We start from the raw sequence: 25257 nt of genomic DNA on the forward strand, positions 1-25257 counted from the left end.
GTCGCCGGTGCACGCCCGGGCGAGCGCCGCCAGGTCGTCCACGCAGCGCCGCGCCACGGGCCGCAGGGCGGGTCGCCGGGCGGCGAGGAGGTACAGCTCGTACTCCGCGGCGACGAAGGGCCGCCGCTCCTCGGCCAGTTCCGCGGCCAGGGCGGATGCCAGGGCGGCGACCGGGTCGGGTGCGGCGGCCGCCGCCCGCAGCAGGCCGGAGAACTGGTCGGCGGCCCACACGAGCGCGGCGGTGAGCAGGTCGTCGACGCTGCCGAAGTAGTAGGCCGCGGAGGAGGCCGGCAGTCCGGCCTCGTTCGCCACCGACCGGTGCGTGACCCCGGCCACGCCGTCCCGCGCGACGACTCGCAGGGCTGCCTCAAGCAGCGCCCGCCGCCGCCGCTCGCCCTTGAGCAGCCGCCCGTCCGTCACCTCCGGGGTCAATGCGAGCCCCCTGTCTCCAGGACGAACACCCCGGCCGCCACGAGCACGATCCCCGCGGCCTGCGCCCACGACAGCCGGTCGCCGAAGAGCGCCGCCCCGAGCACGGCCACCAGGGTCACACCGACCCCCGACCAGATGCCGTAGGCGACGCCGAGCGGCAGGCCCCGCGCGAGCACCTTGGACAGCAGGAAGAACGACACCGCGTACCCGCCCACGACGAGCAGCGACGGTCCGAGCCGGCTGAACCCCTCCGCCCAGCGCAGCGCGAGCGTCGCACTGACCTCGGCGGTGATCGCCCCCGCCAACAGCACCCACACCATGCCCGGGACCCCTCACAGAAACTTGAACATCTGTTCAGGATTCTCCCGCCGGACACCGCCCCGGTCAAGCCCGCACGGAACCGACTGTCGCTGCGGTAGGGCGCGGGAGCGGGAGAGGCGAAGTGGGCGAGGGGCGGAAGACGGGCGGGGGCGGGAGCGGGGCCCGGCGCTCCGGCGTACGGGATGGGGAGCGCCCCCGCCGAAGAGGGCCGACGGCGCGTTCCGCGGCCACCAGGGCATCAGGCCGCTTTGCGCCGGCGGCCTCCGCCTGCCGCCGCCTGCTTCTGCCGTACGCATGCGCGCGTGCGGGTCACGTCACGAGGAACCGCCGCACCCGCAGCCACCGTGACGCACCCTCCCCCTCCCGGATCCCGCCCGCCCCCTGCGGCCCGCCATGAGGGCCGCTTCGGCGCGTGATCACTCCAGGACGCCTGCTCGCCTGCCCTCGTCGACCAGGGCCCGCGCCAGGCGGGACCTCGCGCCCGGCGCCACCAGCCAGAGGGGCGGGGCGGGGCGGCCCCGGAGGACCTCGACGCGGTGGAAGCCCGCGACGAGACCGACCACCGCCTCCTGCCGCACGCCGGTCACCTCGCGCCACGCCACGGAGTCGCGCACCCGCCCGAACCGGTCGGTGACGGCGACGCCGCCCTCGCACAGGTAGCACCGGTTCACCCCGAGCCGGGCAGTCAGCCGGCGCCATCCGAACGTCACGGCGTACACCGCGGCCACCACGCCGGTCATGACCGCGGCGTTGCCGTCGACCGACGACGGGTCGACGACCGTGGCGACGAGCACGGCGAGCCAGAGCACAAGCAGGAGCCCCCGCAGCACCTGCGCCACGACGCCGGCGGCGGGGTTGACGACGGCATGGTCGCCGCGGACCTCACCGAGCCCCAGACCGGCCACTGATGCACGCATCGACGCCCCCCTCGGCAGAGCCCCAAACCGCGCGCATGGCATGCGCACAGCAGGACATGGTCATACCCGTACCGCCGCCACCGGGAACTGCACGCCACAGGAGGCGCAGTCCCTCCCGGACAGATGAACGACGCACCCTCCTGCCACGGATCTGCCGTTCGCAGGGGACGGCTTTCGGGCCGGCACGGCCATGCACGGCGTCCTCGCCGGAGGGGCCTCCACGCGGGGACCGCTTTCGGACCGACACGGCCATGCACGGCCTCCTCCTTGGAGGGGCCACCGCCGGGAGGCCGCAGCGGCGTCGCGCACGGGAGCCTTGCCGCTACGGCTCCACCGACCGTGGCCCGTCCCGTTGTGACGCGCGACCCCGACGAGCAGTCCCGGTGCGCCGCTCCGCCGCCGCGTGCAGGCGACAGGGGACTTCCCCGCAGCACGCCGCCACGGCGGCAGTGCTCACCGGTCCCCGACCGCCGTGCCACCGGAGGACAAGGCCGCCCGTCGCCTGCGGTACGCCACCGCCCCGCACACCCCGGCCACGAGCACGGCCGCTGCGGACACCCCGAGGGCCGGCCGCTCGGCGAAGAGCCTTCCCAGCACGCCCAGCACGCCGAGCCCCGCGGTCGCGTAGATCAGCGCCCAGGCCGCTCCGCCCACGAACAGGGCGGGGAGGTAGCGCGGCAACGGCATGCGCATGCTGCCCGCGAGGAAGTTGGCGGCGGTCTGGAAGCCGACGGTCAGGAACGAGACGGCCACCACCGGCGCGCCCCACCGCTGGATCGCCCGCTCGGTGCGCTGGAACTTCGCCGAGGAGATCCGCTCGGCGAACCTGCTGCGCCGGGCACCGGCACCGGCGAGCCACCCCACGGCGAACGTCCCTCCGGCGCGGAGCAGGACGATGACATACAGGGCTCCCGCGGTGAGCGCGATCTTATCCACGGCGCCTCGTCCCGAGCGTGGGGCCGGAAGCCGCGACTCCCGTCACCCGCATGGGCGTCCCGCCCCAGCGGGCGCGCGGCGCGCACAAGCCCGGTAGCCGTCTCTCACCTGCGTCCCGCCCCTGTCTGTTCCGTCCTGCGGTGTGCCACCTGCGGCGCCGGAACCCGAACCTGCAGCCAGGCAAGGTCAGCCTAACCTGACGCGCATGCGCGGGTACAGGGCACCGCACGGCGGGGGCTCCGGCGCCCCGCTCCGGCCATCGCCCTCCGCTGTCCTTCATGGTCGGGCCCCGGCGACGGATGCACCACCTCCACCGTCGTTCCCGCCACACCGGGACAGCCGGCCGCCGGACTCCGTGCGTCCTGGCGCTTCTGCGGAGCCCACCGGGCAACCAGCCGCGCCCCGGGCCCTGCCCCTGGGGCGGCCGGCGGCCGTCCCGAGGTTCGGCCGTCCGGCCCCGCCGGCCTCAGTCCTCGTCCGGCACCAGCCGCAGCGACACCGAGTTGATGCAGTACCGCTGGTCCGTCGGGGTCGGGTAGCCCTCGCCCTCGAAGACGTGCCCCAGGTGGGAGCCGCAGCGGGCGCAGCGGACCTCGGTGCGGACCATGCCGTACGAGCGGTCCTCCACGAGTTCGACGGCGTCGGTGTCCTTCGGGTCGTAGAAGGACGGCCAGCCGCAGTGGGAGGCGAACTTGGTGCCGGAGGTGAAGAGGTCGGCGCCGCAGGCGCGGCAGGAGTAGACGCCCTTCGTCTTGGTGTCGGTGTACTCGCCGGTGAAGGCGGGCTCGGTGCCGGCCTCGCGCAGGACGTGGTACTCCTGCGGGGTCAGCTCGGCGCGCCACTGCTCGTCGGGCTTCTCGACCTCGTACGGCATGGTCTGCTCCTCAGTGCGACAGGCGGGCCAGGATCTCCGGGCCCAGGTCCGTGACGTCGCCTGCGCCCATGGTGAGAACGAGATCGCCGGGGCGGGCCATTCCCGCGATCAGCTCCGGGACCGCGTCCTTGTCGTGGACCGGCGTGACGTCGGCGCCTGCGGCGGTCGCCGCGTCGGTGATGAGGGTGCTCGTGACGCCGGGGACCGGGTCCTCGCGGGCCGGGTAGATGTCGAGGACCAGCGACGTGTCCGCGAGGGCCAGGGCCTGCCCCATCTCGGTGCCCAGTTCCTGGGTGCGGGAGAAGAGGTGGGGCTGGAAGACGACGAGGAGGCGGCGGCCGGGGCCGGCGGCGGCGCGCATGGCCTCCAGGTCGGCGGTCATCTCGGTGGGGTGGTGGGCGTACGAGTCGATGACCTGGACCCCGGCGGCCTCGCCCTTGAGCTGGAGGCGGCGGCCGACACCGGTGTAGGCGGTGAGGGCCTGGGCGAGGGCGGCCGGGTCGATGCCGGTGCGGGCGCCCGCGGCGAGGGCGGCTGCGGCGTTGTGGGCGTAGTGCCGGCCGGGGACGGAGACCGTGAAGGTGTGCTCGGCGCCGTCCAGGGCGACGGTGACCTCGCTGGTCATGCCCTGGGGAGTGATGGCGAGGATGCGGACGTCGGAGTCCTCGGACTCGCCGACGGTGAGGATCGCGGGGGTGTGCGCGGTGCCGCGGGCGCGGACGCGGGCGGCGAGTTCGCGGGCGCCTCCGTGCTCGCCCACCACGAGGGTCCCACCGGGGCGGATCTTCGCGGCGAACGCCTCGAAGGACTCGTAGATCTCCTCCATGGAGGCGTAGTTCGCGTGGTGGTCCAGCTCGACGTTGAGGACGAGGGCGACCTCGGGGTCGTACTTCTGGAAGCTGCGGTCGCTCTCGTCGGCCTCGGCGACGAAGACCTCGCCGTCGCCGTGGCGGGCGTTGGTGCCGGGGCCGGCGAGGTCGCCGCCGATGGCGTACGACGGGTCGAGGCCGAGTTCGGTGAGTGCGACGGCCAGCATCGAGGTGGTGGTGGTCTTGCCGTGGGTGCCGGCCACGGCGATCGCGCGCCGGTCCTTCATGCAGGCGGCCAGCGCGTCGGAGCGGTGCACCACGGGGATGCCGAGCTCGGCGGCGCGGGCCAGTTCCGGGTTGTCGGGGCGGATGGCGCTGGAGACCACGACGCTGCTGGCGTCGTCGGCCAGGTGGTGCGCGGCGTGGCCGATGTGGACGGTCGCGCCGAGGGCGCGCAGCGACGCGACGGTCTCGGACTCGCGCGCGTCGCTGCCCGCGACCTTGGCCCCGCGCTGGGCGAGGATCCGCGCGATGCCCGACATGCCGGCGCCGCCGATGCCGATGAAGTGCGGCCGTTCGAGTGCGGCAGGGGTGGCCGGTGCCATGCGTGATCTCTCCCCGGGGTGTGTCGTACGTGCGGGGGCCCAGCCTATTCGTTGTGCGCGAAGAGCTTGAGCACCGGTACGCCGACCTTGTGGCGGGCGCGGGAGGCCCAGTCGCGGTGGAAGAACTCCTCCACGTAGTGCGGCTCCGTCAGGACGATGACCTCGTCGGCTTCCGCCTCCTCCACGACGGCCTTCATCTTGTCGAGGGGGTGGTCCTCGACGACCTGCCCGACGGCTTCGCAGCCCGCGGCCCGCAGGGCCCGCACGGAGTGCTCCAGGGCGAGCTCGACGGGGCGGCGCGCGTCCTTGGCGGAGAGTTCCTCCCCCTCCTTGGCGGCGTCCTTCAGCTCGCCGAGCGCGATGTCGTCGATGGCGCGCAGCAGTGCGTCGGCCTGGTCGCCGCGGGGCTGCATGAGCACGATGAAGGAGACGCCCTCGTCACCGTGCAGGGTCGTGACGAATTCCACGTCCACGGATGACAGCGGTTTCTCGATCATCAGAACGCTTGTGAACACTTCGGGGCCCTTCTGCGGAAACCATCCTTCCCCGTGCCCGCACGGGGTCTGCGAAGTTAAGTGTGCCCGCCGGACGCTAAGCGGAACGGAAAATTCCGCCCGATTGCCCGACTGGTTCACCAGTCCTCCATACGGAGATATGTCCGCTTCCTACCGGTGGGGCGCACCGGGCCGCGCCCTTGCGGCCCGCAGGGGGTTTCGGCTCCCAGCCGCATCGTGGATGCAGCGGCGCCTCAGATGCGGCGGTAGCGGGTGAAGAGGAAGCCGTCCTCCTCCAGGACCGACGCCAGCCCGAACCGCGACGGCACCGCGAGCGACGGCCCGCCCGCGATCCGCTGCGCGTCGCCCGCCGTCATGAGCGGCGCCACCGTCAGGCACAGCTCGTCCAGCACGCCCGCCGCCGCGAACTGGCCCAGCAGCCGGGGCCCGCCCTCGGTGAGCTGGCGGGTGAGTCCCCGCCCGGCCAGCGCGCGCACCGCGCGCCCGGGCTCCACCCCGGGGCCGTCGCCGGCCACGACGACCTCCGCGCCGGCCCGCTCCGCGGCCTGCACCCGGCCGGGCGGGGCCGCCGCGCCCGTCAGGACCAGCGTCGGCACGAGCGGCTCCGTGAAGAGCGGGAGGGAGAAGTCCAGGTCCAGCGACGCGCTCACGACCGCGATCACCGGCGCCGGCCCCTGCCCGGCCGCCCTGCGCCGCTCGGCGAAGGCGGCACGCGCGCGTGCCGGGCGGTACTGCTCCTGGCGCACCGTCTCCGCGCCCACCACGATCACGTCGGAGAGGGCCCGCAGGGTGCCGAAGATCCGCATGTCCGCCGCGGAGGAGATGGGCTCGGAGCGGCCTTCGTGCTGGGCCGCCCCGTCCAGGGTGGACACCATGTTCCCCCGCAGCCAGGTGCCGTCCGCCGGATACGCGTAGGCGTCGGCCAGCTCGTCGAGGGTCCACTCGCGGCCGTCCGGCCGCTCGGCGCCCCCGGGAACGGGCGGTGTCGGGTCGGTCACAGGGAACAGGCGTCGCATGCCGTGCAGTGTGGCACGGCGCTTACAGTGGGGAGCGTGTCGACCAGTGCCCTGACCACCGAAGCGGACCCGCTGTCCCTCTGCGCCCGCGAGCCGCACGTCCCCGCCGACCGCCTGGTGGCCGAGATGGTGCCGCCGCCGCGCTTCGACGGAGTGCGCTTCGACACGTACATACCCGACCCGAACCAGCCCAGCCAGTCCGACGCGGTGAAGACCCTCGCCTCCTTCGCCGACGGGCTGGGCGGGGCGCACGCGAGCGGTGCGGGGGCCGCCACGGGGACCGGTCTGCGCCGCTGGTTCGCCCGCAAGCCGAGGACCGCGGTGCCCGCCGGACCGCGCGGGGTGTACCTGGACGGCGGCTACGGCGTCGGCAAGACGCACCTGCTCGCCTCGCTGTGGCACGCCACGCCCGCGGCGCCGTCCCTGAAGGCGTTCGGCACGTTCGTGGAGCTGACCAACCTGGTGGGGGCGCTCGGGTTCCAGCAGACCGTGCAGACCCTGAGCGGGCACCGGCTGCTGTGCATCGACGAATTCGAACTGGACGACCCGGGCGACACGGTGCTGGTCTCCTCCCTGCTCGGCAAGCTCGTCGAGGCCGGGGTGGCGCTCGCCGCCACCTCCAACACCCTGCCGGGCAAGCTCGGCGAGGGCCGGTTCGCCGCCGCGGACTTCCTGCGGGAAATCCAGGGCCTCTCCTCCCACTTCCGGACGCTGCGCATCGACGGCGAGGACTACCGGCACCGCGGGCTTCCGGAGGCCCCGGCCCCGTACTCCGACGCGCAGGTGGCCGAGGCCGCGCGCAGGACGCCCGGAGCCTCGCTCGACGACTTCCCGAGCCTGCTGGAGCACCTGTCCCGCGTCCACCCGAGCCGGTACGGGGCCCTGACCGACGACGTGCGCGCGGTGTGCCTCACCGACGTGCGGGCCGTCCCGGACCAGTCCACGGCCCTGCGGCTCGTGGTCCTCGCGGACCGGCTGTACGACCGGGAGGTCCCCGTGGTGGCCTCCGGACTGCCCTTCGACCGGCTCTTCAGCGAGGACATGCTGAACGGCGGCTACCGGAAGAAGTACTTCCGCGCCATCTCGCGGCTCACCGCCCTCGCCCGGGACTCGAAGGGCCTGATCACCCAGTAGGTTGGGGTGCCGCAACCCCGTTGTGAGGTTGCGCGGGGGCGTGCGTGCGCGTACGCGCCCGGGCGTACTCCATCCGAAGGGATCCGGCATGGCGACCAAGCGTCACGCCCACACCGTGTGGGAAGGCAACCTGACCGAGGGCAAGGGCACCGTCTCCCTCGACTACTCGGGCCTCGGCTCGTACGAGGTCTCGTGGCCCGCCCGGTCCGAAGAGGCGACCGGCAGGACCAGCCCCGAGGAGCTGATCGCGGCGGCGCACTCCAGCTGCTACTGCATGGCGTTCTCCGGCGCGCTGGCCAAGGGCGGCACACCGCCGACCCGGCTCACCGCCAAGGCGGAGGTGACCTTCGTCCCGGGCACCGGCATCACGACCGTGCACCTGACGGTCGAGGGCGAGGTCCCCGGCATCGACGAGGGCACGTTCCTCAAGACCGCCGAGGAGGCCAAGGCGAACTGCCCGGTGAGCAAGGCGCTGGCGGGCACGGAAATCACGCTGACGGCGTCCCTCGTGACGTCCTGAGCGAAGCCGGCCACCTCCGGGCCCGCGCTTCGCGACCCGGTACGGAAGGGCGCACCGCCTCGCGCGGGGCGCCCTTCCGCGCGTGTGCGGCGCACACCGATCCGCGCCGCCCGCGGGCGCCTTCGGGGCATGTGCACGACGCCCATACCGGGCGCGTGCGGCGCGCACTTCCCGGCACGCGGGGCGCCGCTGCCCGGAAGTCTGGGGCGCACTTCCGCACGTGCGTGCGGGCTGTTCCGGGCGCGCGCGGGACGCCGCTGCCGTGGCCCTGGGGCGCGCTCCCCTGCACGCGGGGGCGCCGCTGCCCGGGAGTCTGGGGCGCGCTTCCGCGCGCGCGTGCGGGCTGTTCCGGTTGCGCGGGGCGCCGCTGCCGTGACTCCGGTGCGCCCCCTGCACGTGGGGCGCCGCTGCCCGCGAGCCAGGCGCGCACTTCCGTGTGCGTGGGCTGTTCCGGGCGCGCGGGCGGCTTCGGGGGCGTGGGCGCCGCGCCCATCCGGGCGCATGCGGCGTGCTCTTGCCGCGCGGGTGGCTCCTTGCCCGCAGAGCAGGGGCGCGCTTCCGCGCGGGTGGCGCCTTCCCGCAGGGCAGGGGCGCACTTCCGGGCGGGTGCGGGGTCCGGGCGGCTGACCGGGGGAGCCGCGGACTCGGCTCGGCCGAGTCCGGCAGATGATCGGATACTTTCCGATAGTGACACTTTTCGTACGACGTCTGATCGCGCTCTCCGTTCTCGGTGTCGTGCTGGCCGGCTGCGCCGGCGAGGCCGGGAAAGCCCCGGGCGGGGCCCTCCACTCCGGCGCGGCGGGCCCGTCGCCCTCCTCGACCGCCTCCGCCGCTCCGCCCGCCTCCGCCTCTCCCTCCCCATCTCCCGGCTCCCGCCGCCCCGTACCGACGATGGCACCCGGTCCGGGCGGCCTCACGCCCGTGTTCGCACGCGCCCCCGAAGGGGTGCGGGAGAAGGTCGTCGCCCTCACCTTCGACGCCGACATGACCGCCGACCAGGGCCCCCGGGCCGCCCGCGGGGAGCGGTTCGACCACCCCGAGCTCGTGGCGACGCTGCGCCGCCTCAAGGTGGATGCCACCGTGTTCATGACGGGCCGCTGGGCCGAGGAGTACCCGGACCAGGCCCGGTCCATCGGCAACGATCCGCGCTTCGAGCTCGCCAACCACTCCTACAGCCACCACGCCTTCACATCGCCCTGCTACGGCCTCCCGGCCCTCCCCCGCGCGGACATGGCGGCCGACGTGCGCCGCGCCTTCGACGCCTTCCGCGCGGCGGGCGCCCGCAACGTCGTGCCGTACTTCCGCTTCCCCGGAGGCTGCTACGACGACGCGGCCCTGCGGGCCGTCGCGCCCGCGCGGGTGACGGCGGTGCAGTGGGACGTCGTCAGCGGTGACGCGTTCGCGAAGGATCCGGACGCGGTGGCGGAGCAGGTGCTCGCCGGGGTGCGGCCCGGCTCCGTCGTGGTCATGCACTGCACCCTCAGCGCTGCCCCCGTCACCGAGCAGGCGGTCCGCAGAATCGTTCCTGAGCTGCGGGCCCGCGGCTACCGCTTCGTCAAGGTGTCGGAACTCATGGGGGGCTGACGCTGCGTCGGCCGCCTGCACGGGCCGGCGGACGCCGCGCGCGCCGCCGCCCGAGCCTCATCTGTGCAGGTCAGCGGGGACTGTCAGTGCCCGCACGTATGTTCAGCAGTGTCCCGCCGGTCCGGCGGAGAACTCCCTTGCTGCTGCCTGCCCAGAAGAGGTGTGCCTTGTCGTATTCGGATGCGGAGTGGGAGCGGTCGAGCGCGGCCCGGGTGGTCCGGCCCGCGCGACCGCGCAAGCTGGCCAAGGTGCCGTTCGTGGAGCTGGCCGAGGGAAGGCTGCAGGGTGTGGTGTCCAGCGGCTCGGACGTCGGCCGCGTGTACGTCTCGTCGGTGGCCGCGGGCACGTACGCGTTCGCGTGCAGCACCAACAACAACCGGCCGTGCGGCGGCGCCCGCGGAGGCTTCTGCAACCACATCCGGGCCCTGGTCACCGAGGCGGTGCTCCAGTACGGCGCTCAGCGCGTCGCCCGCTACCTGCGGGTCGACGGCGGTGCGGGGAGCGGGCAGGGCGAGCCGACGGCCCAGTCCCTCACCGCCGAGATGACCGCAGCCTGCCCTCAGCCGGACGGCGGCAAGGCGGCAGCCACCGTGTTCAGCCGGTTCCTGCGCCACCTCGCCTACCTGGAGCTCGCGCCCGGCACGGCGCCGCTGCCGGAGATGCAGTGGTTCCCGCCGACCGGGGCGGTGGCCTGATGCGACCGGACCTGCTCACCGAGCCCGTCGAAGGGCTCGACGAGGCCCTCGGGGTCGTCGACGCCTTCGACGAGGCCCTCGTCGGGGGCCTGCTCCGCCCCCGGCCCGCCCAGGCCGCGGCCCTGGCGGGGCTCGCCGACGCCGTCTCCGGGACACCGCTCGCCGGGCGGGTCGCCGAGGCGGCGGGGCAGGCCGCGGCCGGCACCGCCGGAGAGGACCACTTCGTCGCTCTCGCCGCCGCCCGCACGGCCCTGATGGGCTCCGTGCACGACGCGCTGGCCGCCCAAGCGGACAAGGCGACCGGCCGTGCCCGCTGTACAGAGGAAGTCCCACCCGCCGCATCCGGGCAGCCGGCGAACCTGCTGCTCGCCGCCCGCGCCTGGCTGTGCGACCTGGCCCGCTCCGGGTGGCGTGGCATCGACCACGACGTGGTCTCCGGGGCGGCGCCGGTCGTCTCCGCGATGCTCCCCGACCCCGCCCTGCGCCGGCTGTCGGTGCTCTTGGACGGGTTCGCCGCCGAGCTCGCCGCCTCGTGCCCGGGTGCGGCGATGGACCGCGTCCCGGCGCGCCGCTGGGCCGACCTGTGGGCCCGAGGCGTGCTGCTCACGGTGCAGTGCGCGGGCGGCGCCCCGGCGACCGGCACGGCCACCGGCCGCCTGCTGCCCCTCGGCGTCGACGTGCAGGAGCACGCGACGGCCGTGCAGGCCCAGGTGCACGCCGTGTTCGAGCCGGCGGACGGCGGCGCGTCCCGCCTGGTCCGGGCCGGGGTGTCCGTGCCGAAGCCGGACACGGTCGTCAGTGCCGGGCTGTGGCAGCTGCTGCGCCCGCACATGTCGCTGCTGGCGGCCGTCAGCGAGGGCCGCTCGATGGACCTCGCCGACATGCCGGTCACCGCCGAGGGCGACCTGCTCTGGTCCGACGAGCACGCCCGCCCGGGCGAGCCGGCCGACCCCTTCGCCACGGCCCGCGTGGCGCTGTCCGGGGCGGCCGCCACCGCAGCGGCCCCCTTGGACCGGCACCCGGCGCACCTCGCCGTACCGGTGTTCCTGGAGGGCTACGCCTACGAGACCGCGGCGGGCGACGAGGACGCCCCCGACGGCGGCGCGCCCGCCTTCGTCCTGGCCGGGCAGCGCCTCGCTGTGGACACCGACCGGGTGCCGGCCGCCGGACCGCTCACCGCCGACGCGGTCGCACGGTCCCAGGCGTGCATCGGTCTGCTCCGCTGGGACGCGGGGGCGTTCCGTCTGCAACCGCTCGCCGTCGAGGCGACCGTGCGGAAGAAGACCGTCGCGATCCATGCCGGCGCGTGGGCCGGAGGCACCGCCGACAAGGCCGGTGCCAAGGCCGAGAAGGCCGCCACGGACGCGCTGGCGGTGCTGCGCGAGCGAGCCGGAAGGCTGCTGCGGAAATGACCGGACAGACCACGGACAGCACAGGCATCGCAGCCACCGCAGAAGCCGGAACCACCCTGGACGCCGGAGCGACCGCAGGGACCACGCCGACTGCCGAGGCCGCGCACACCACAGGGACCGGAACCACCACAGGGACCGCAGCCACCCCCGAGGCCGCAGGGACCGCAACCCCCGCCGAAGCCGGAGCAACCGCAGGGACCGCAACCACCGCGGAGGCCGCAGGCGCCGCAGGGACCGCAGCCACCGAGGCCGCATCGACCGCGGAGACCGGAACCACCGCGGAGGTCACGGACACCGCAGACACCGCAGACGCCACAGACGCCGCAGACGCCGCAGGGGCCGCAGGGGCCGCAGGGGCCGACGCCGCCGGAGGCGCCGGAGAGGGTGCGGGGGGCGGCGACGAGCGCGCGGGCGGTCCGGAGGAGAACCGGCGCCAGGCACTCTACTGGCGGCTGCTCGCCCGGCTTTTCGACCCCGAGGAGCAGGCCGCGCTGGAGTCCGCGAGCCTCGCCGTCGTCGAGGACCTCGGCCTGCCGCCGGCGCTGCTGGACCCGCAGGCCTCCGTCGACTCGATCGTGCAGCGCCACCCGGAGCTGGCCGCCGAGTTCGACGGCCTGATGGTGCCCGAGCCGGGCCCCGACGGCGTGCGCGACCGGGCGGCGGAGGTGAGGCGCGCGGCTCTGGCGTCCAAGCTGCTGCTCAACGTGTTCGCTTCCGCGCCGGGCACCGTCACCGCCGGGCAGCTGGCGCGCTGGCAGTCCGACGCCGGATGGCTGGAGCGCGGGCTCGGCTGCCGCCCCGGGGAGCTGCGCGGCGGGCGCCCCGGTGGTCCGGTCGGCGGCGCGGGTGCGGGCGTGGCACCGTACGGCACCGGCGGCCGCGGCGCGGCACCGGACCTGAGCCGCCTCGTACCGCAGATCGGCGCCATCGAGGCCGACCTGGTCAAGCGGATGCACCTGCGCGAGGTGCTGGCCGACTCCGGGCTGGCCGCCCGGCTCACTCCGAGCATGTCGCTGATCGAGCAGCTGCTGCGCGACAAGGACAACCTGTCCGGGGTCGCCCTGGCCAACGCCAAGGCGCTGATCCGCCGGTTCGTGGACGAGGTCGCCGAGGTGCTGCGCACCCAGGTGGAGAAGGCCACGGTGGGCGAGCTGGACCGCTCGGTGCCGCCCAAGCGGGTCTTCCGCAACCTGGACCTGAACCGCACGATCTGGAAGAACCTGACGAACTGGAGCCCGGAGGAGGAGCGGCTGTACGTCGACCGCCTCCACTACCGGCACACCGTCCGCAAGACGACGCCGCAGCGGCTGATCGTGGTCGTGGACCAGTCGGGTTCGATGGTCGACTCCATGGTGAACTGCACCATCCTCGCGTCCGTCTTCGCGGGGCTGCCCAAGGTCGACGTACACCTCATCGCCTACGACACACGGGCGGTGGACCTGACCCCGTGGGTGCACGACCCCTTCGAGACGCTGCTGCGCACCAACCTCGGCGGCGGTACGGACGGCACGGCCGCCATGGCACTGGCCGAGCCGAAGATCGCGGAACCCCGCAACACCGTCGTCGTGTGGATCTCCGACTTCTACGAGTGGCGCTGCGTGGAGCTCTTCAAGAGCATGGCCGGCCTGCACCGCTCCGGGGTCAGGTTCATCCCGGTCGGCTCGGTCACGAGCTCCGGCCGCGGCAGCGTGAACCCGTGGTTCCGGGACCGCTTGAAGGACCTGGGCGCGCCGGTGCTCTCGGGGCACATCCGCAAGCTCGTGCACGAGCTCAAGACGTTCCTCACCTGACGCCCTCCTCGCCACTGCTCATCGGATCCGCCCTCTGCAGCGTCCCTGTCCGCCTCCCCGCCTCCCCGTCTCACCGCACCCCTCGCCGTCCTCACCGCACCACCCACCGACCTCCGTCGACGACTCGCCGTCATCGACGGCGCTACTGAAAGGCTGTCATGTCCGACCTGCTGCGCGCCCCCGCCGAGATCAAGTACGCCGAGGAGCTGGACTGGCTGGAGTCCATCGACGACAGCCCCAAGCCGTTCTCGTGGCGGCTGTCCCCGAAGATGGTCCGGCTGTTCATCCTGGGTTCCGAGCGCTCCGACGGCCTGGAGCGGGAGGTCCCGCAGAAGTGGTTCGGTGACCGCAGCTTCGTCGAGCGGTCCATCGTGACCCTGGCCTCCGACCGCGGTCTGCTGCTGATCGGGGACCCGGGCACCGGCAAGAGCTGGCTGGCCGAGCTGCTCTCCGCGGCGATCTGCCGGAACTCCACCCTGGTGGTGCAGGGCACGGCCGGCACCACGGAGGACCACATCAAGTACTCGTGGAACGTGTCGATGGTGATCGCCAAGGGCCAGTCCCGCGAGTCGATGATCCCGTCACCGATCATGACGGCGATGGAGAGCGGCGCGATCGGCCGCTTCGAGGAGCTCACCCGCTCCACCAGCGACGTGCAGGACGCGCTGATCTCGATCCTGTCGGAGAAGTACATCTCCGTGCCCGAACTGGACAGCGACGGCAGCGACAACATCGTCTTCGCCAAGCCGGGCTTCTCCGTCATCGCCACGGCCAACAGCCGCGACCGCGGCGTCAACGACCTGTCGTCGGCCCTCAAGCGCCGCTTCAACTTCGTCCGCATCCCGGTGGTGACGAACAGGAAGAGCGAGGCGGAGATCGTCCGCTTCCGCACGGAGGAGCTGCTGCGCCGCCACCACATCGAGCTCGACGTGCCGCCGACCCTGCTCGACGTGCTGCTGCAGAGCTTCGCCGACCTGCGGGCCTCGGCCGCCACGGCAGGCAGCGACAACGAGAAGCTGGAGTCCGCCCTGTCCACGGCCGAGCAGATCGGCGTGCTGGAGGACGCGATCCTGCACAGCAACTTCTTCGGCGAGCACGCACTGACGGCCCGCACCCTCGCCTCCTCCCTGGTCGGCTCGCTGACCCGCCGCGAACCGGAGGACCTCGCCATCCTCAACAAGTACCTGCACGGCGTCGTCGAACCGCGCAGCAAGGAGGAGGGCGGCTCCTGGCCGGAGTTCCTGGAGGGCGGCCGCGACGCGATCGCCACCCTGTCATGAGCGGCACCCACGAAGGGTCCTTCGAGGCGCTGCGCTCCCAGTTGCAGGAGGCGGCGGCGGCCTTCGCCGACGGGCCCGACGCGTTGCAGGGCATCCTCCTCGGCATCGTCGACGACGTGGACCGCGCGGTGCGGGAGCCCCTGGAGGTCTTCCCGGTCTGCCACCACTCGCCCGCCTCGGCCGTCGCGATGGCGCGGCGGCTGCGGGAGAAGCAGCCCAAGGTGGTCTACCTGGAGCTGTGCGAGGACATGGCGCCGCTGCTGACCGAACTGCGCAGCTGCCGACTGCCGGTGGCCGTGCAGGCGTTCGCCGGCGACATCGACGGCTTCCCGCCCGCGTGGGCGCCGCTTTCGGTGGTCGCACCGATCACCGAGGCGTCGGCCGAGTACCAGGCCATCGCCTATGCCCTGGACACGCCGGGCGTCGAACTGGTCCTGGTGGACCGGTCCTCGGACCACGTGTTCCAGTGGGACGCCCGCCGGCCGCGGCCCGCCGGGGCGGCCGATCCGGACGTGCCCCCCGCCGTGGAGGAGGCCGCGCTGCACGGCGACGCGGTCGGCGTCGAGATCGGCGACCTGAGGCCCCGCTTCGCGGAGCTGGAGGAGCACCTGCTGCGCCACGGGCGGGTGCGCCACTGGTCGGAGTGGTGGCACCAGTACGTGGAACTGCCGCTGGGCGACAGCGACCACGACACGTACCGCCAGGTCATGCTGCTGATCGGCAGCCTGTTCCGGCGCCTCGCGCCCGGGGACCCGCACCGGCTGCGGGTCGACGAGGACCGCGAACGCCACATGTGGACCAGGATCCGCGAGCACCTCGCCGCCACCGGCACCGACCCCTCGGACGGCCTGTACGTGTGCGGGGCGTTCCACGCGGCGAGCCGCGTGGAGGAGTTCGGCGTGCACGGCTCCGGCGGGTTCCGGATCAGCCCCCGCACGGCCACCGTGTGGCAGCACGGCCTCATCCCGTCCAGCCACGCGGCGATCGAGGCGCAGTTCGGCCTCGCACCCGGGTCCGTGTCGATCGCGGCGACGGAGTGGACGAAGAACCTCAAACGCACGGGCGTTCGACCGTTCCGGCTGAAGGGGCAGGCAGGCGCGGGGAAGGCGAAGCCGCAGAAGACGCCGGCCCCGCACCCGGGGCGCGCCGGCGCGGTTTCCGCGCGGTCTCCGCACCCCGACCGCCTGTCCGGCTTCCTGCGGCGGCCGCCCGTCCTGGACCACCTGGACGAGGCGGAGCTGCTCGGCTGGTCGGTGGACATCGTGCGGGCGGCCCGACGCAACGGCTACCTGGCGTCGACCGCGGACGCCATCGCGGTGTTCGAGACGTCGATCCTGCTGGCCGGGATGCGGGACCGGGCCAGGCCCACGCCGTACGACTTCCAGGACGCGGCGGTCACCTGCATCGAGAAGGACAGCGTGCCGGGCCGGCGCGACGTGCGCCGGCTGGTCGAGATCATGATGGGCGGGGACCGGGTCGGCCAGGTCAGCTACGCCGCGCTGCCGCCCCTGGCCCGGGACGTGCACGACCGGCTGGCCCCGCTGAACTTGAGACTCCGGCAGCGCGGGGTGCAGCGGGCCCTGCTGGACATCGCCGGCAGGCCGGAGCTGGAGCAGTGCTCCGACGTGCTGTGGATACTGCGCCATCTGCTGCCGCACGGGGCGGCCCGGCCGATCATGGGTGAGCGGACCCTGGGCGAGCGGCCCATCCAGGAGTCGTGGGACCTGGCGCTCGGCACCCACCAGCGGGCCCTGATCGAGCTCGGCTACGAGGGCGTCAGCATCGAACAGGTCCTGGAGCAACGGCTGCGCCGTGCGGCGTACGACCCGCAGGCGACCACGGCCCGGGTCCTCCAGGCGGTGGAGGACGCCACGCTGTACCTGCGCAGTCGGCGGCTCGCCGACGAGCTGGGCGGCCGGGCGCTGGAGGTGCTGGCGACGGAGCGGAGCGTGGACGGCGCACCGGAGGTGCTGCGCCGGGTGCGGCGGCTGCTGGCGTACTACCGGACCAGTGAGCCGGTGCTGCCGCAGTGGATCGAGGCGTTCGCCAAGACGGGTTACGCGCACTACTGCACGCTCCTGCCGACGGCGTTCGCCGACGAGCAGGCGACGGAAGGCCAGGTCGCGGCGACCCTCGGCTTCCTCTTCGGCATGGAGGGGCTCGCGCTGTCGCTGGGCTGCGACCGGACGCAGCTGGAGCTGGCGGTCGCCCAGTCCCGTCCGCAGGAGCCGGCGAAGCGGGCGCTGCTGTGGGCGGCGCAGGTGCACCTCGGCCGGCTGTCACGCGCGGAGCTGCGGTCGCGGTGCGACGAACTGCTGGGCAACCCCCTGCTGCTGCCCGTCTATCCGCGCTACCTGAGCGGGTTCGTGCAGGCGCTGGAGCCGGTGCCGGGGCTGGCCGACTTCGTGGTGGAGGCGGTGTCGAACGCGTTCGCCCGGCTGCCGGACCCGGTGCTGCTGCCGTGGCTGCCGACACTGATCACCGCGCTGCGTGCGGACGGCGCCGAGTCGGCGCGGCTGCTGGTGGTGCGGGAGGCGGGGCGGATCTTCCCCGGCCGGCTTGCGGCGCTGGATGCCTGGGTGCCGCCGTGGCAGGAGGACGAGCCCGAGCGGGGGCCGCGGGGCCTGCGCGCACGGACCGCGGCCGCCGGGCCGCGCTGCTGGCGGCGCATCCCGCGGCGTGCGACGCGGTAGCGGACCTGCTGGGCTGCGACGGCACGTGGAGCACGACGGATCCGGTGCCGCCCGGTGCGGAGTTCCTCGGCCGCCACCCGGAGACGGCCACGGCCCTGGAGGCGCTGCTGGCCGCCAGGTGACCGACACGTGAACCGCCCAGTGAGCCGCCACGCAGCCGTCGCTCGGCCGCCACGGAAGACCTGCGGGGCGGGTCACCCGGGGGCGGACCCGGGACCGCCGGGGGCGGCGCGGGGCGGGGGCACCGCCCTCGTCGCCCATGAGCGCCGCTCATGACGAGCCCGTCCGCATCCGCATCGGCGGACGCTGGGCCTGCCACCCCGGCAACCCGGTGGGAGCCGAACCGGCCTGGCTCCGCCGCGGGCCGTACCGGCCCCTGGGCTCCAGGCTCCGGCTCGGTGCCCCGGGCCCCGTACTCCGGGCTCGGTGCTCCGTGCCCCGGACTCCGTGCCCCGGACTCCGTGCCCCGGACTCCGTACTCCGCTCCCCGGGCTTCGGGCTCCGTGCCCCCGGGCTCCGTACTCCACTCCCCGTGCTCCGGGCTCCGGGCTCCGCCGCCGAGGCGTACCGGCGCCGGTGCTCCGCCGGCGAGGCATCCGAGCCCGGCTCCACCGAAGTGGCACACCCATCGGGCTCCGCGGACGTCCGGCGGGCCGTCACCGCCGAGACGGTGCCGTCCGCGGAGGCGGCGGAGGACGGCGGCTGACGTCAGCCCTGCCCGGGCTGCGGCGTGTGCTCGCTCGGGCGCACGACGACGAACCCCTCTCCCTCCAGCATCAGCTGGACCGCCTCGCCGGAGCCGCCGCGGATCATCGAGCCGAAGGACTGCGAGCGGTGCAGCGACGTGGACAGGTGGGCGCTCCAGCCGACCACCGCGTCCGTGTCCACGTAGACCGGCTGGTGCCGGGCCGACGGGGATGACGATCGGTGAGCCGTCGCAGACCAGGGCGAGTTTGCCGGTGCCGGTGAACACGCTGTTGAAGAGGCCGCCGCCCACCATGCCGGCGCCCTTGACGGTCCTGATCTCGTAGGAGAGGGACGGGTCGAAGCACAGGACGTTGCGGCCGTTGACAGTGAGCGCGTCGCCCGCCTCCAGCTCGACGATGAAGCAGTTCTGCGCCTCGTGCGCGAACCACGCCTCGCCCTGCCCCCGCACCGCCATCAGCGGCAGCCCCTCACCGGTGACCGCCCGCTTCAGCACCCCTCCTATGCCCTGGCCCTTGCGTTCGAACTGGAGGTTGCCGCGGAAGGCGATCATCGAACCCTGGCGCGCGTGCATCTCGCCGTTCACCGCGTACTTCACGCACTTGGAGTTCTGGAGGGCCATCCCCGGGGCGGTCGCCTGCTGCGCCAGGTGCTCCGACGCGAAAAGATCGCTCTTCATGCAGGGCATGGTGCCCCGAACCGCCCGATATGCCAAGGAGGCCGTTTGGCAGACTGGCCGGGTGACCAGCGACGCCACCGACCTCCGCCCCCCCCGGCGCGCGCGACGCCGCGCCGCAGTTCGTCCTGCCCCTCGTGGCGCGGGTCGAGAAGACCGATCCGCCGCACCGCACCGACGCACTGGAGACGGCGGCCCGTGCCGTGCTCGTGCTGCTCACCGACGAGCGGTCCGTCGGCGACGGCGCATGGGCGCGGGCGGTACGCGACTGGCAGGACGCCCGGATCCGCAAGGTCGTCCGGCGCGCCCGCGGAGCGGAGTGGCGGCGGGCCGAGCGGCTGCCGGGCATCACGGTGACCGGGGGGACCGCGGAGGTACGGGTCTTCCCGCCGGTCCCGCTGGACGGCTGGCCGAAGGAGCTGGCGAAGTTGCAGGTGTCCGGCACGGAACTGGAGGACCCGGCAGGGCCGCCCGGCGGGGCGCCGGAGCCCGTCCCCGGGCGGGCTGTGCTGTGGCTCAACCCGGGGCTGGAGATGTCGACGGGCAAGGAGATGGCCCAGGTCGGGCACGGGGCGCAGCTCCTGTGGTCGGCCATGGACGAAGCTCGTGCGCACGTCCTGGCAGGAGGCGGGCTTCCCGCTGGCGGTGCGGACCGCGCCGCCGGCCGACTGGCCGGCGCTGGTGGCGAGCGGCCGGCCGGTGGTGCGCGACGCGGGCTTCACGGAGGTCGCCCCGGGGCTGCGCACGGTCGTCGCGGACTTCCCCGTGCCCACCGGCTGAACGCTGCCGCACCGACCGGACACTCCCGCGCGCCGGCTGAACGCTGCCGCACCGACCGGACACTCCCGCGCGCCGGCCGAACGCGTCCGCATCGGCTGAAGGCTCACTCTCCGGCTGAACGCGCCGCGTCGTCCGAACGCGTCCGCGGCGGCTGAAGGCTGCCGCTCCCACCGAACGCGTCCGCACCAGCCGTATGCTCTCGCGCCGACCGGCCCCTCCCCCACTGGGTGAACGCTTCCGCGGCGGCGTACGTACTCCCCGGTACCGCCATGCGCGGAAGACGGGTTCGGTTCGGGAGGCATCTTGCAGCTACGGCGCATCAACGGGACGGCACTCATCATCGCGGCCCTGGTGGCCACCGTCGGGGCACTGGCCTTTCCGGTCTGGTCGTACGCCGACCGGTCGGGCACCGGCGAAGCGAATCTGGCGGCGTCGACGGTGCCCACCCAGTGGGGACCGCTGTCCGCGACCGACCGGGACTTCCTGGTGAAGGTGCGGCTGGCCGGGCTGTGGGAGCTGCCCGCCGGGCAGCAGGCGATGGAGCGGGCCCCGACACAGGCGATCAAGGACGCGGGAGACCACCTGGTGGTGGGCCACGCGGACCTGGACCAGCGGGCCAGGGACGTGGCGGCGAAGCTGGGCGTGCAGCTCCCGAACCAGCCGACGGAACAGCAGCAGGGCTGGCTGCGGGAGCTGTCGGCGGCGCAGGGCGAGGAGTACGAGCGGAAGTTCGCGAACATCCTGCGCAACGCGCACGGGAAGGTGTTCGGCCTGATCGCCGAGGTGCGGCACACGACGCGCAACACCCTGATCCGGCAGCTCGCCAGCGACGCCAACCAGACGGTGCTCGACCACATCACCATGCTGGAGGGCACCGGGATGGTGGACTACGACGCGATCGCGAACGAGGCGGCGGGCCGCGCCACGGCCAGCCCCGTCGGTCCGCCCCCGCCGAACGGGAACCTGCCGCCCGCGCCGACGCCCGCGGTGCCGAGCGGTATCGCCGAGGAGGCCACGTCGCTCCCGTCGACGCAGCCGGGACCGCCGACCGCGGTCAACACCAACCGGCCGTGAGCCGCTGAGGCCGCACCCCGGCCGCCAGGGCCAGTGCGCGGGCCTGCTCGTGCGCCGCCTCCCAGCCCCGTACGAACGACGCCCCGGTGGACGCCCATACCACCGCTTCGGCGCCCGCGAGCCGCAGCCCCGCCGCCCGGCGGCGAGTCGCTCCGGATCCCGTCCGGCCCCCCTGGGTACGCCACCGAGGCCACGCGGATGTCGCTGTCCAGCAGCGTCTCGATACGGCGGTAGTCGTCCTCCGCGTGGCCTTCCGGGCGGAGCAGTCCGACGGTGGTCATGGTCAGCCTCCTGGTCCTTCGGCGCGGTCGCCGGGCGCGTCCGGCGGGAAACCCGCACGCATAGCCCTCGCCGCTTCGGGGTAGCGCCGCGCCCATGGCCCTCACAGACTCCAGGGAAGCAGGATCCATAAGACGGCGCTCGCTACTGGTCGGCGGCGCCGCGCTCGGCGCGTCGGGGTTCGCGCTCGGCGGCACGGGGTGCGCCCGCGTGCCGTCCGGGACGCGCTCGCCCGGCTGCAGCCGCAGCGCACCGTGCGGCTGGGCATCGCCGAGGTGCCGTGGGTACATCGACGAACAAGGGGCCTTCACCGGGAGGCGCCCGAACTCGCCAAGGTGGTCTTCGCGGCTCGGCATCGACCGGGTCCAGCCGGTCGCCACGGGCTTCGGCTCCCTCATACCCGGCCTCAACGCGCAGCAGTTCGACGTGGTGTCCGCCGGGATGTACATCAAGAAGGAACGCTGCGCGCAGGTGCTGTTCTCGGACCCCGAGTACCAGATGCTCGACTCCTTCATCGTCCGCAAGGGCAATCCCCTCGGCCTGCGCTCCTACGACGACGCTGTGCGGAAGAGGGCCCGGCTCGCCACCGGCACCGGCTACGCGCAGATCGGCTACGCCGTGGCGGCCGGGTACCCCGAGAAGGACATCGTCATTCTCCAGGACCAGGTGGCCGGACTGAACGCCGTCGAGTCCGGCCGCGTCGACGTGTTCGCCGGGACCGCGCTCACCGCCCGCGAGGTGGTGAAGAAGAGCAGCAGGGCCGAGGCCACCGAGGCGTTCGCGGCCGTCGTCGACGGCAAGGAGCAGATCGACGGCGGCGGCTTCGCCTTCCGCCTCACCGACGGCGACCTGCGGGACGCCTTCAACGCCGAGATACACAAGATGAAGCGGAGCGGCGAGCTCTTCCGGATCCTGCGGCGGTTCGGCTTCACGGAGTCCGAGATGACCACGCTGACCGCCGAGGAGCTGTGCCGATGACCTCCGGACTCTGGGAGAACTGGGTCCTGCCCGGCATCTGGACCACCCTGCAGCTGCTGGTGTTCAGCGCGGCCCTGGGCGCCGCCGTGGCGTTCACCGTGGGCACGGCCAGGACGCACCGCTCCCGCGCGGTGCGCTTCCTGGCGGCGGCGTACACGGAGGTGTTCCGTGGCGTGTCGGCTCTGGTGCTGATGTTCTGGCTGTTCTTCGTGGTGCCTCCGCTGCTGGGCTGGCAGCTGGTGCCGATGTGGGCGGCGGTGCTCGCGCTGGGCCTGTCGTACGGCGCGTACGGCGCCGAGATCGTGCGCGGGGCGCTGAACGCGGTGGCGCCGGCGCAGCGGGAGGCGGCCGTGGCGCTGAGCTTCACGCCCTGGCAGCGGATGCGGCTCGTGCTGCTGCCGCAGGCGGTGCCGGAGATGCTGCCGTCCTTCTGCAACCTGCTGGTGGAGCTGCTGAAGGGCACGGCCCTGGTGTCGCTGCTGGGCGTGGGTGACGTGTCGTTCGCGGCGTACCTGGTCCGGCTGGCGACGCAGGAGAGCGCGCAGATCTACACGGTCGTGCTGGTGATCTACGCCGTCATCGCCTTCGGCATCACGCAGTCGATGAAGGCCCTCGAACGACGGACCAAGGCGAATCTGGGGGTGGCCGCCAAGTGAACTGGGACTGGTCTGCTGTCTGGGACTTCCTTCCGCGCTTCGCGGACGGGCTGCTGGTGACGCTCCAGGTCCTCGTGCTGGGGTCGCTGCTGGCGTTCTCGCTGGGCCTGGTGTGGGCGGCCGCGTTCCGCGCGCCCAGCCGGTGGGTGCGGTGGCCGGTGCACGTGTTCACCGAGTTCATCCGCACGACGCCGCTGCTCGTGCAGCTCTTCTTCCTGTTCTTCGTGCTGCCGGAGTGGGGCGTGCAGTTCTCCGCGCTGGTCACCGGCACGTTCGCGATCGGGCTGCACTACTCGACGTACACCGCGCAGGTCTACCGGGCCGGCATCGACGCCGTGCCGGCGGGCCAGTGGGAGGCGGCGACGGCGCTGAGCCTGCCCGCGCACCGCACCTGGACCGCGGTGATCCTGCCGCAGGCGCTGCGGCGGGTCGCCCCCGCGCTCGGCAACTACGTCATCGCCATGCTGAAGGACACGCCGATCCTCATGGCGATCGGCGTGCTGGAGATGCTCCAGCAGGCGCGGCTGCAGAGCGCCGTGACCTTCCAGTACACCGAGCCGCTCACCGTCGTCGGTGTCGCCTTCATCCTCATCGCCTACCCGGCTTCCCTTCTCGTCCGAGCCCTGGAGCGCCGCCTTGTCCACTGAACCGTCCACCGGACCGTCCACCGAACTCGTCCGCTTCGAGGGCGTCGGGAAGAGCTTCGGTGAGCACACCGTCCTCGACGACCTGTCGTTCTCGGTCTCCCCGGGTCAGCACGTCACCCTGATCGGGCCGTCCGGCTCCGGCAAGACGACCATCCTGCGGATGCTGATGACGCTGGAGCGGCCCGACCGGGGCACGATCGAGGTCGGCGGCGAGCGGCTGTTCCCCGCCGACGAGCGGCAGCGGCGCGAGCTGCGCAAGCAGATCGGGATGGTCTTCCAGCAGTTCAACCTGTTCCCGAACATGTCCGTGCTGCGCAACATCACCGAGGCGCCGGTGCGGGTGCTCGGGATGGGCCGCGACGAGGCGGAGGAGCGCGCCCGCGGCCTGCTGGAGATGGTCGGGCTCGCCGACAAGGCGGGCGCCCGGCCGGCGCAGCTGTCCGGCGGGCAGCAGCAGCGGGTGGCGATCGCCCGGGCCCTGGCCATGCGGCCGAAGGTGCTGCTGCTGGACGAGGTGACGTCGGCGCTCGACCCGGAACTGGTGGCGGGGGTGCTGGACCTGCTGCGGGACATCGCGCGGACCACGGACATCACGATGCTCTGCGTCACGCACGAGATGAACTTCGCGCGGGACATCTCGGACCAGGTGCTGATGTTCGACTCCGGGCGGGTGATCGAGGCAGGTCCGCCGGAGCAGATCTTCTCCGCGCCCGAGCACGCCCGGACCCGCGAGTTCCTCGGCGCCGTGCTCTGAGCCGGACCGCCGTCCACCGCTCGGATCCGGCCCCGTCCCGGTTTCGGCCGACGGGGCCGCCGACCGGCCGCCGCATCGGCCCCGACCGCACCTCGATATGCCAGCAGCACATGCCACAAGGGAGCGCCCCAGCGTATACGGCCGGGGCGCCCCGGCGTTCTTGTCAACGGGGCGCCCGAAAACGGCCCTTGGCGGTTATCGGGAGGAAGCATGCGGTCACAACCTGGTAGGGGAAACCGTGGCGCTGAAGCCCGGAAGCTTACCGCGCCGTTCACTCGGTGCAACCGCCCTGCGCGTGCTGGAGACAGTCGCCCGGCACGGCGGCGGGGTGTCGGACGCCAGATCGCCCGGAGGCCGGACTCCCCGTCCCCACCTCGCCCCGCTGCTCCTCATGCTGCGGCAGGAGGGGTACGTCGAGGAGATCGCCGCCGGCGCGTACGTGGTCGGGGACTCCTGGTCCTCCTCGGCTCCGGCTCGACCCGCCGCGAGGCGCTGGAAGCGAAGCTCCAGGAGACGCTGACCGAGCTGCGGGACACGGTGGGCGCCGCCGTCTACATCAGCCGGTACATCGACGGCGAGGTCAAGATCACGCAGATGGCCGACGGCCGCACACGCCGAAGGTCAACGAGTGGGTGGACTTCCGCTCGGCGGCCCACGCCAGCGCGGTCGGCAAGTGCCCTGCTCACCCAGCTCGACCAGAACGGCCGCCGGGACCACCTGTCCCGTCACAAGATCGCCCGGCTGACCTCCCGGACGATCACGAGCGAGCGGGTGCTGTTCTCCAAGCTGGACAGCCAGCCGCCCACCGTGCCGGTGCTCGACCTCCAGGAGTACGCGGTCGGCACGGTCTGCGCGCGGTGCGCTGACGGCCGGGTCGTCCGTGGGCTGCCCGGCGCTGTCCCTCCCGATCGAGCACGCCCACCGCCTGCGCGCGGCGGCCGACACGCTGAACCGCAAGGCGGCGCCGGTGGTGCTGTCGCTGGCCCTGTGAGTCCCGCCACGCGCTTGAACGCGGTCGGGAGCACCCCTCGGGACCGGGGTAGTATTAACCCGTCAGCAGGCGCCGCTAGCTCAGTTGGTTAGAGCAGCTGACTCTAATCAGCGGGTCCGGGTCTGAGTCCCTGGCGGCGCACAGACGGAAGAAGCCCCTCGCGGAAGCGGGGGGCTTCTTCGTG

The 25257-nt window shown here is 73.5% G+C and carries 20 protein-coding genes, 1 tRNA gene and 5 pseudogenes; 17 read left to right on the top strand and 9 right to left on the bottom strand.

The window, feature by feature from the left end; genetic code table 11:
- The 8 genes from L6E17_RS30050 to L6E17_RS30085 form a co-directional block, all read right to left on the bottom strand.
- Positions 1 to 432 (bottom strand): TetR/AcrR family transcriptional regulator (locus L6E17_RS30050; RefSeq protein WP_236243773.1); only part of this gene is annotated, 432 nt, incomplete at its 3' end.
- Positions 429 to 752, bottom strand: coding sequence for a multidrug efflux SMR transporter (locus L6E17_RS30055; protein WP_236243774.1), 324 nt, complete (start codon positions 750 to 752; stop codon positions 429 to 431). The genes L6E17_RS30055 and L6E17_RS30050, both read right to left, overlap by 4 nt.
- Before the next feature lie 417 nt (positions 753 to 1169).
- Complete coding sequence (locus L6E17_RS30060) at positions 1170 to 1670, bottom strand: hypothetical protein (RefSeq protein WP_236243775.1); 501 nt, start codon at positions 1668 to 1670, stop codon at positions 1170 to 1172.
- A 453-nt stretch (positions 1671 to 2123) separates the two neighbouring features.
- A complete protein-coding gene (locus L6E17_RS30065; RefSeq protein WP_236243776.1) occupies positions 2124 to 2606 on the bottom strand; it encodes a DedA family protein in 483 nt (160 codons plus the stop codon).
- A 466-nt stretch (positions 2607 to 3072) separates the two neighbouring features.
- Positions 3073 to 3480 carry a peptide-methionine (R)-S-oxide reductase MsrB gene (gene msrB, locus L6E17_RS30070; protein WP_236243777.1) on the bottom strand — a complete coding sequence of 136 codons (408 nt, stop codon included), beginning with the start codon at positions 3478 to 3480 and terminating at the stop codon, positions 3073 to 3075.
- A gap of 10 nt (positions 3481 to 3490) precedes the next feature.
- Positions 3491 to 4894: a UDP-N-acetylmuramate--L-alanine ligase gene (gene murC / locus L6E17_RS30075; protein WP_236243778.1), complete on the bottom strand. Its 1404-nt coding sequence runs from the start codon at positions 4892 to 4894 to the stop codon at positions 3491 to 3493.
- A 44-nt stretch (positions 4895 to 4938) separates the two neighbouring features.
- Positions 4939 to 5409, bottom strand: coding sequence for an indole-3-glycerol phosphate synthase (locus L6E17_RS30080; RefSeq protein WP_236243779.1), 471 nt, complete (start codon positions 5407 to 5409; stop codon positions 4939 to 4941).
- Positions 5410 to 5642: 233 nt separating this feature from the next.
- A complete protein-coding gene (locus L6E17_RS30085; RefSeq protein ID WP_236243780.1) occupies positions 5643 to 6425 on the bottom strand; it encodes a pyrimidine reductase family protein in 783 nt (260 codons plus the stop codon).
- Positions 6426 to 6461: 36 nt separating this feature from the next.
- Between L6E17_RS30085 and zapE the strand changes: the two genes are divergently transcribed.
- The 9 genes and pseudogenes from zapE (at position 6462) to L6E17_RS30130 (ending at position 18239) form a co-directional block, all read left to right on the top strand.
- Positions 6462 to 7559, top strand: coding sequence for a cell division protein ZapE (gene zapE / locus L6E17_RS30090; protein ID WP_236243781.1), 1098 nt, complete (start codon positions 6462 to 6464; stop codon positions 7557 to 7559).
- Positions 7560 to 7647: 88 nt separating this feature from the next.
- Complete coding sequence (locus tag L6E17_RS30095) at positions 7648 to 8079, top strand: OsmC family protein (protein ID WP_236243782.1); 432 nt, start codon at positions 7648 to 7650, stop codon at positions 8077 to 8079.
- 666 nt (positions 8080 to 8745) lie between these two features.
- Positions 8746 to 9663 (top strand): polysaccharide deacetylase family protein, encoded by a 918-nt coding sequence (locus L6E17_RS30100; protein WP_374109190.1) that lies wholly within the window; start codon positions 8746 to 8748, stop codon positions 9661 to 9663.
- Positions 9664 to 9875: 212 nt separating this feature from the next.
- On the top strand, positions 9876 to 10358 hold the full coding sequence (locus L6E17_RS30105; protein ID WP_236243788.1) for a hypothetical protein: 483 nt from the start codon (positions 9876 to 9878) through the stop codon (positions 10356 to 10358).
- Positions 10328 to 11770 carry a hypothetical protein gene (locus tag L6E17_RS30110; protein WP_236243783.1) on the top strand — a complete coding sequence of 481 codons (1443 nt, stop codon included), beginning with the start codon at positions 10328 to 10330 and terminating at the stop codon, positions 11768 to 11770. The genes L6E17_RS30105 and L6E17_RS30110 overlap by 31 nt, the downstream gene beginning before the upstream one ends.
- A complete protein-coding gene (locus tag L6E17_RS30115; protein ID WP_236243784.1) occupies positions 11767 to 13560 on the top strand; it encodes a VWA domain-containing protein in 1794 nt (597 codons plus the stop codon). The genes L6E17_RS30110 and L6E17_RS30115 overlap by 4 nt, the downstream gene beginning before the upstream one ends.
- 158 nt (positions 13561 to 13718) lie before the next feature.
- Positions 13719 to 14840, top strand: a complete 1122-nt coding sequence (locus L6E17_RS30120) for an AAA family ATPase (RefSeq protein ID WP_236243785.1) — start codon at positions 13719 to 13721, stop codon at positions 14838 to 14840.
- Positions 14837 to 17655: pseudogene (locus L6E17_RS30125) on the top strand (hypothetical protein). Before L6E17_RS30120 ends, L6E17_RS30125 begins: the two are co-directional and overlap by 4 nt.
- Before the next feature lie 410 nt (positions 17656 to 18065).
- Positions 18066 to 18239: a hypothetical protein gene (locus L6E17_RS30130; RefSeq protein ID WP_236242150.1), complete on the top strand. Its 174-nt coding sequence runs from the start codon at positions 18066 to 18068 to the stop codon at positions 18237 to 18239.
- A 2-nt stretch (positions 18240 to 18241) separates the two neighbouring features.
- Here the strand turns inward: L6E17_RS30130 and L6E17_RS30135 are convergent.
- Positions 18242 to 18917, bottom strand: a pseudogene (locus L6E17_RS30135) (AIM24 family protein).
- Positions 18918 to 19042: 125 nt separating this feature from the next.
- Here L6E17_RS30135 and L6E17_RS30140 point away from each other — a divergent pair.
- The 8 genes and pseudogenes from L6E17_RS30140 to L6E17_RS30180 all read left to right on the top strand — a co-directional run bounded on the left by L6E17_RS30140 (position 19043) and on the right by L6E17_RS30180 (position 25214).
- Positions 19043 to 19694: pseudogene (locus L6E17_RS30140) on the top strand (peptidyl-tRNA hydrolase).
- A 303-nt stretch (positions 19695 to 19997) separates the two neighbouring features.
- The gene (locus tag L6E17_RS30145; RefSeq protein ID WP_236242153.1) at positions 19998 to 20768 is read left to right on the top strand and encodes a DUF4142 domain-containing protein; all 771 of its coding nucleotides are present in this window, start codon (positions 19998 to 20000) and stop codon (positions 20766 to 20768) included.
- Between the two features lie 375 nt (positions 20769 to 21143).
- A pseudogene (ehuB, locus tag L6E17_RS30155) lies at positions 21144 to 22025 on the top strand (ectoine/hydroxyectoine ABC transporter substrate-binding protein EhuB).
- On the top strand, positions 22022 to 22681 hold the full coding sequence (ehuC, locus tag L6E17_RS30160) for an ectoine/hydroxyectoine ABC transporter permease subunit EhuC (protein WP_236240835.1): 660 nt from the start codon (positions 22022 to 22024) through the stop codon (positions 22679 to 22681). Before ehuB ends, ehuC begins: the two are co-directional and overlap by 4 nt.
- Positions 22678 to 23328 carry an ectoine/hydroxyectoine ABC transporter permease subunit EhuD gene (gene ehuD, locus L6E17_RS30165; protein ID WP_236240836.1) on the top strand — a complete coding sequence of 217 codons (651 nt, stop codon included), beginning with the start codon at positions 22678 to 22680 and terminating at the stop codon, positions 23326 to 23328. Before ehuC ends, ehuD begins: the two co-directional genes overlap by 4 nt.
- Positions 23318 to 24082 carry an ectoine/hydroxyectoine ABC transporter ATP-binding protein EhuA gene (gene ehuA / locus L6E17_RS30170; RefSeq protein ID WP_236240837.1) on the top strand — a complete coding sequence of 255 codons (765 nt, stop codon included), beginning with the start codon at positions 23318 to 23320 and terminating at the stop codon, positions 24080 to 24082. Before ehuD ends, ehuA begins: the two co-directional genes overlap by 11 nt.
- Before the next feature lie 278 nt (positions 24083 to 24360).
- Positions 24361 to 25073 (top strand): annotated as a pseudogene (locus L6E17_RS30175) (IclR family transcriptional regulator C-terminal domain-containing protein).
- A 69-nt stretch (positions 25074 to 25142) separates the two neighbouring features.
- Positions 25143 to 25214, top strand: a tRNA-OTHER gene (locus L6E17_RS30180).
- The last annotated feature ends 43 nt before the right edge of the window (positions 25215 to 25257 follow it).

It is taken from the genome of Streptomyces sp. CC228A (assembly GCF_021390935.1).
Lineage (GTDB): Bacteria > Actinomycetota > Actinomycetes > Streptomycetales > Streptomycetaceae > Streptomyces.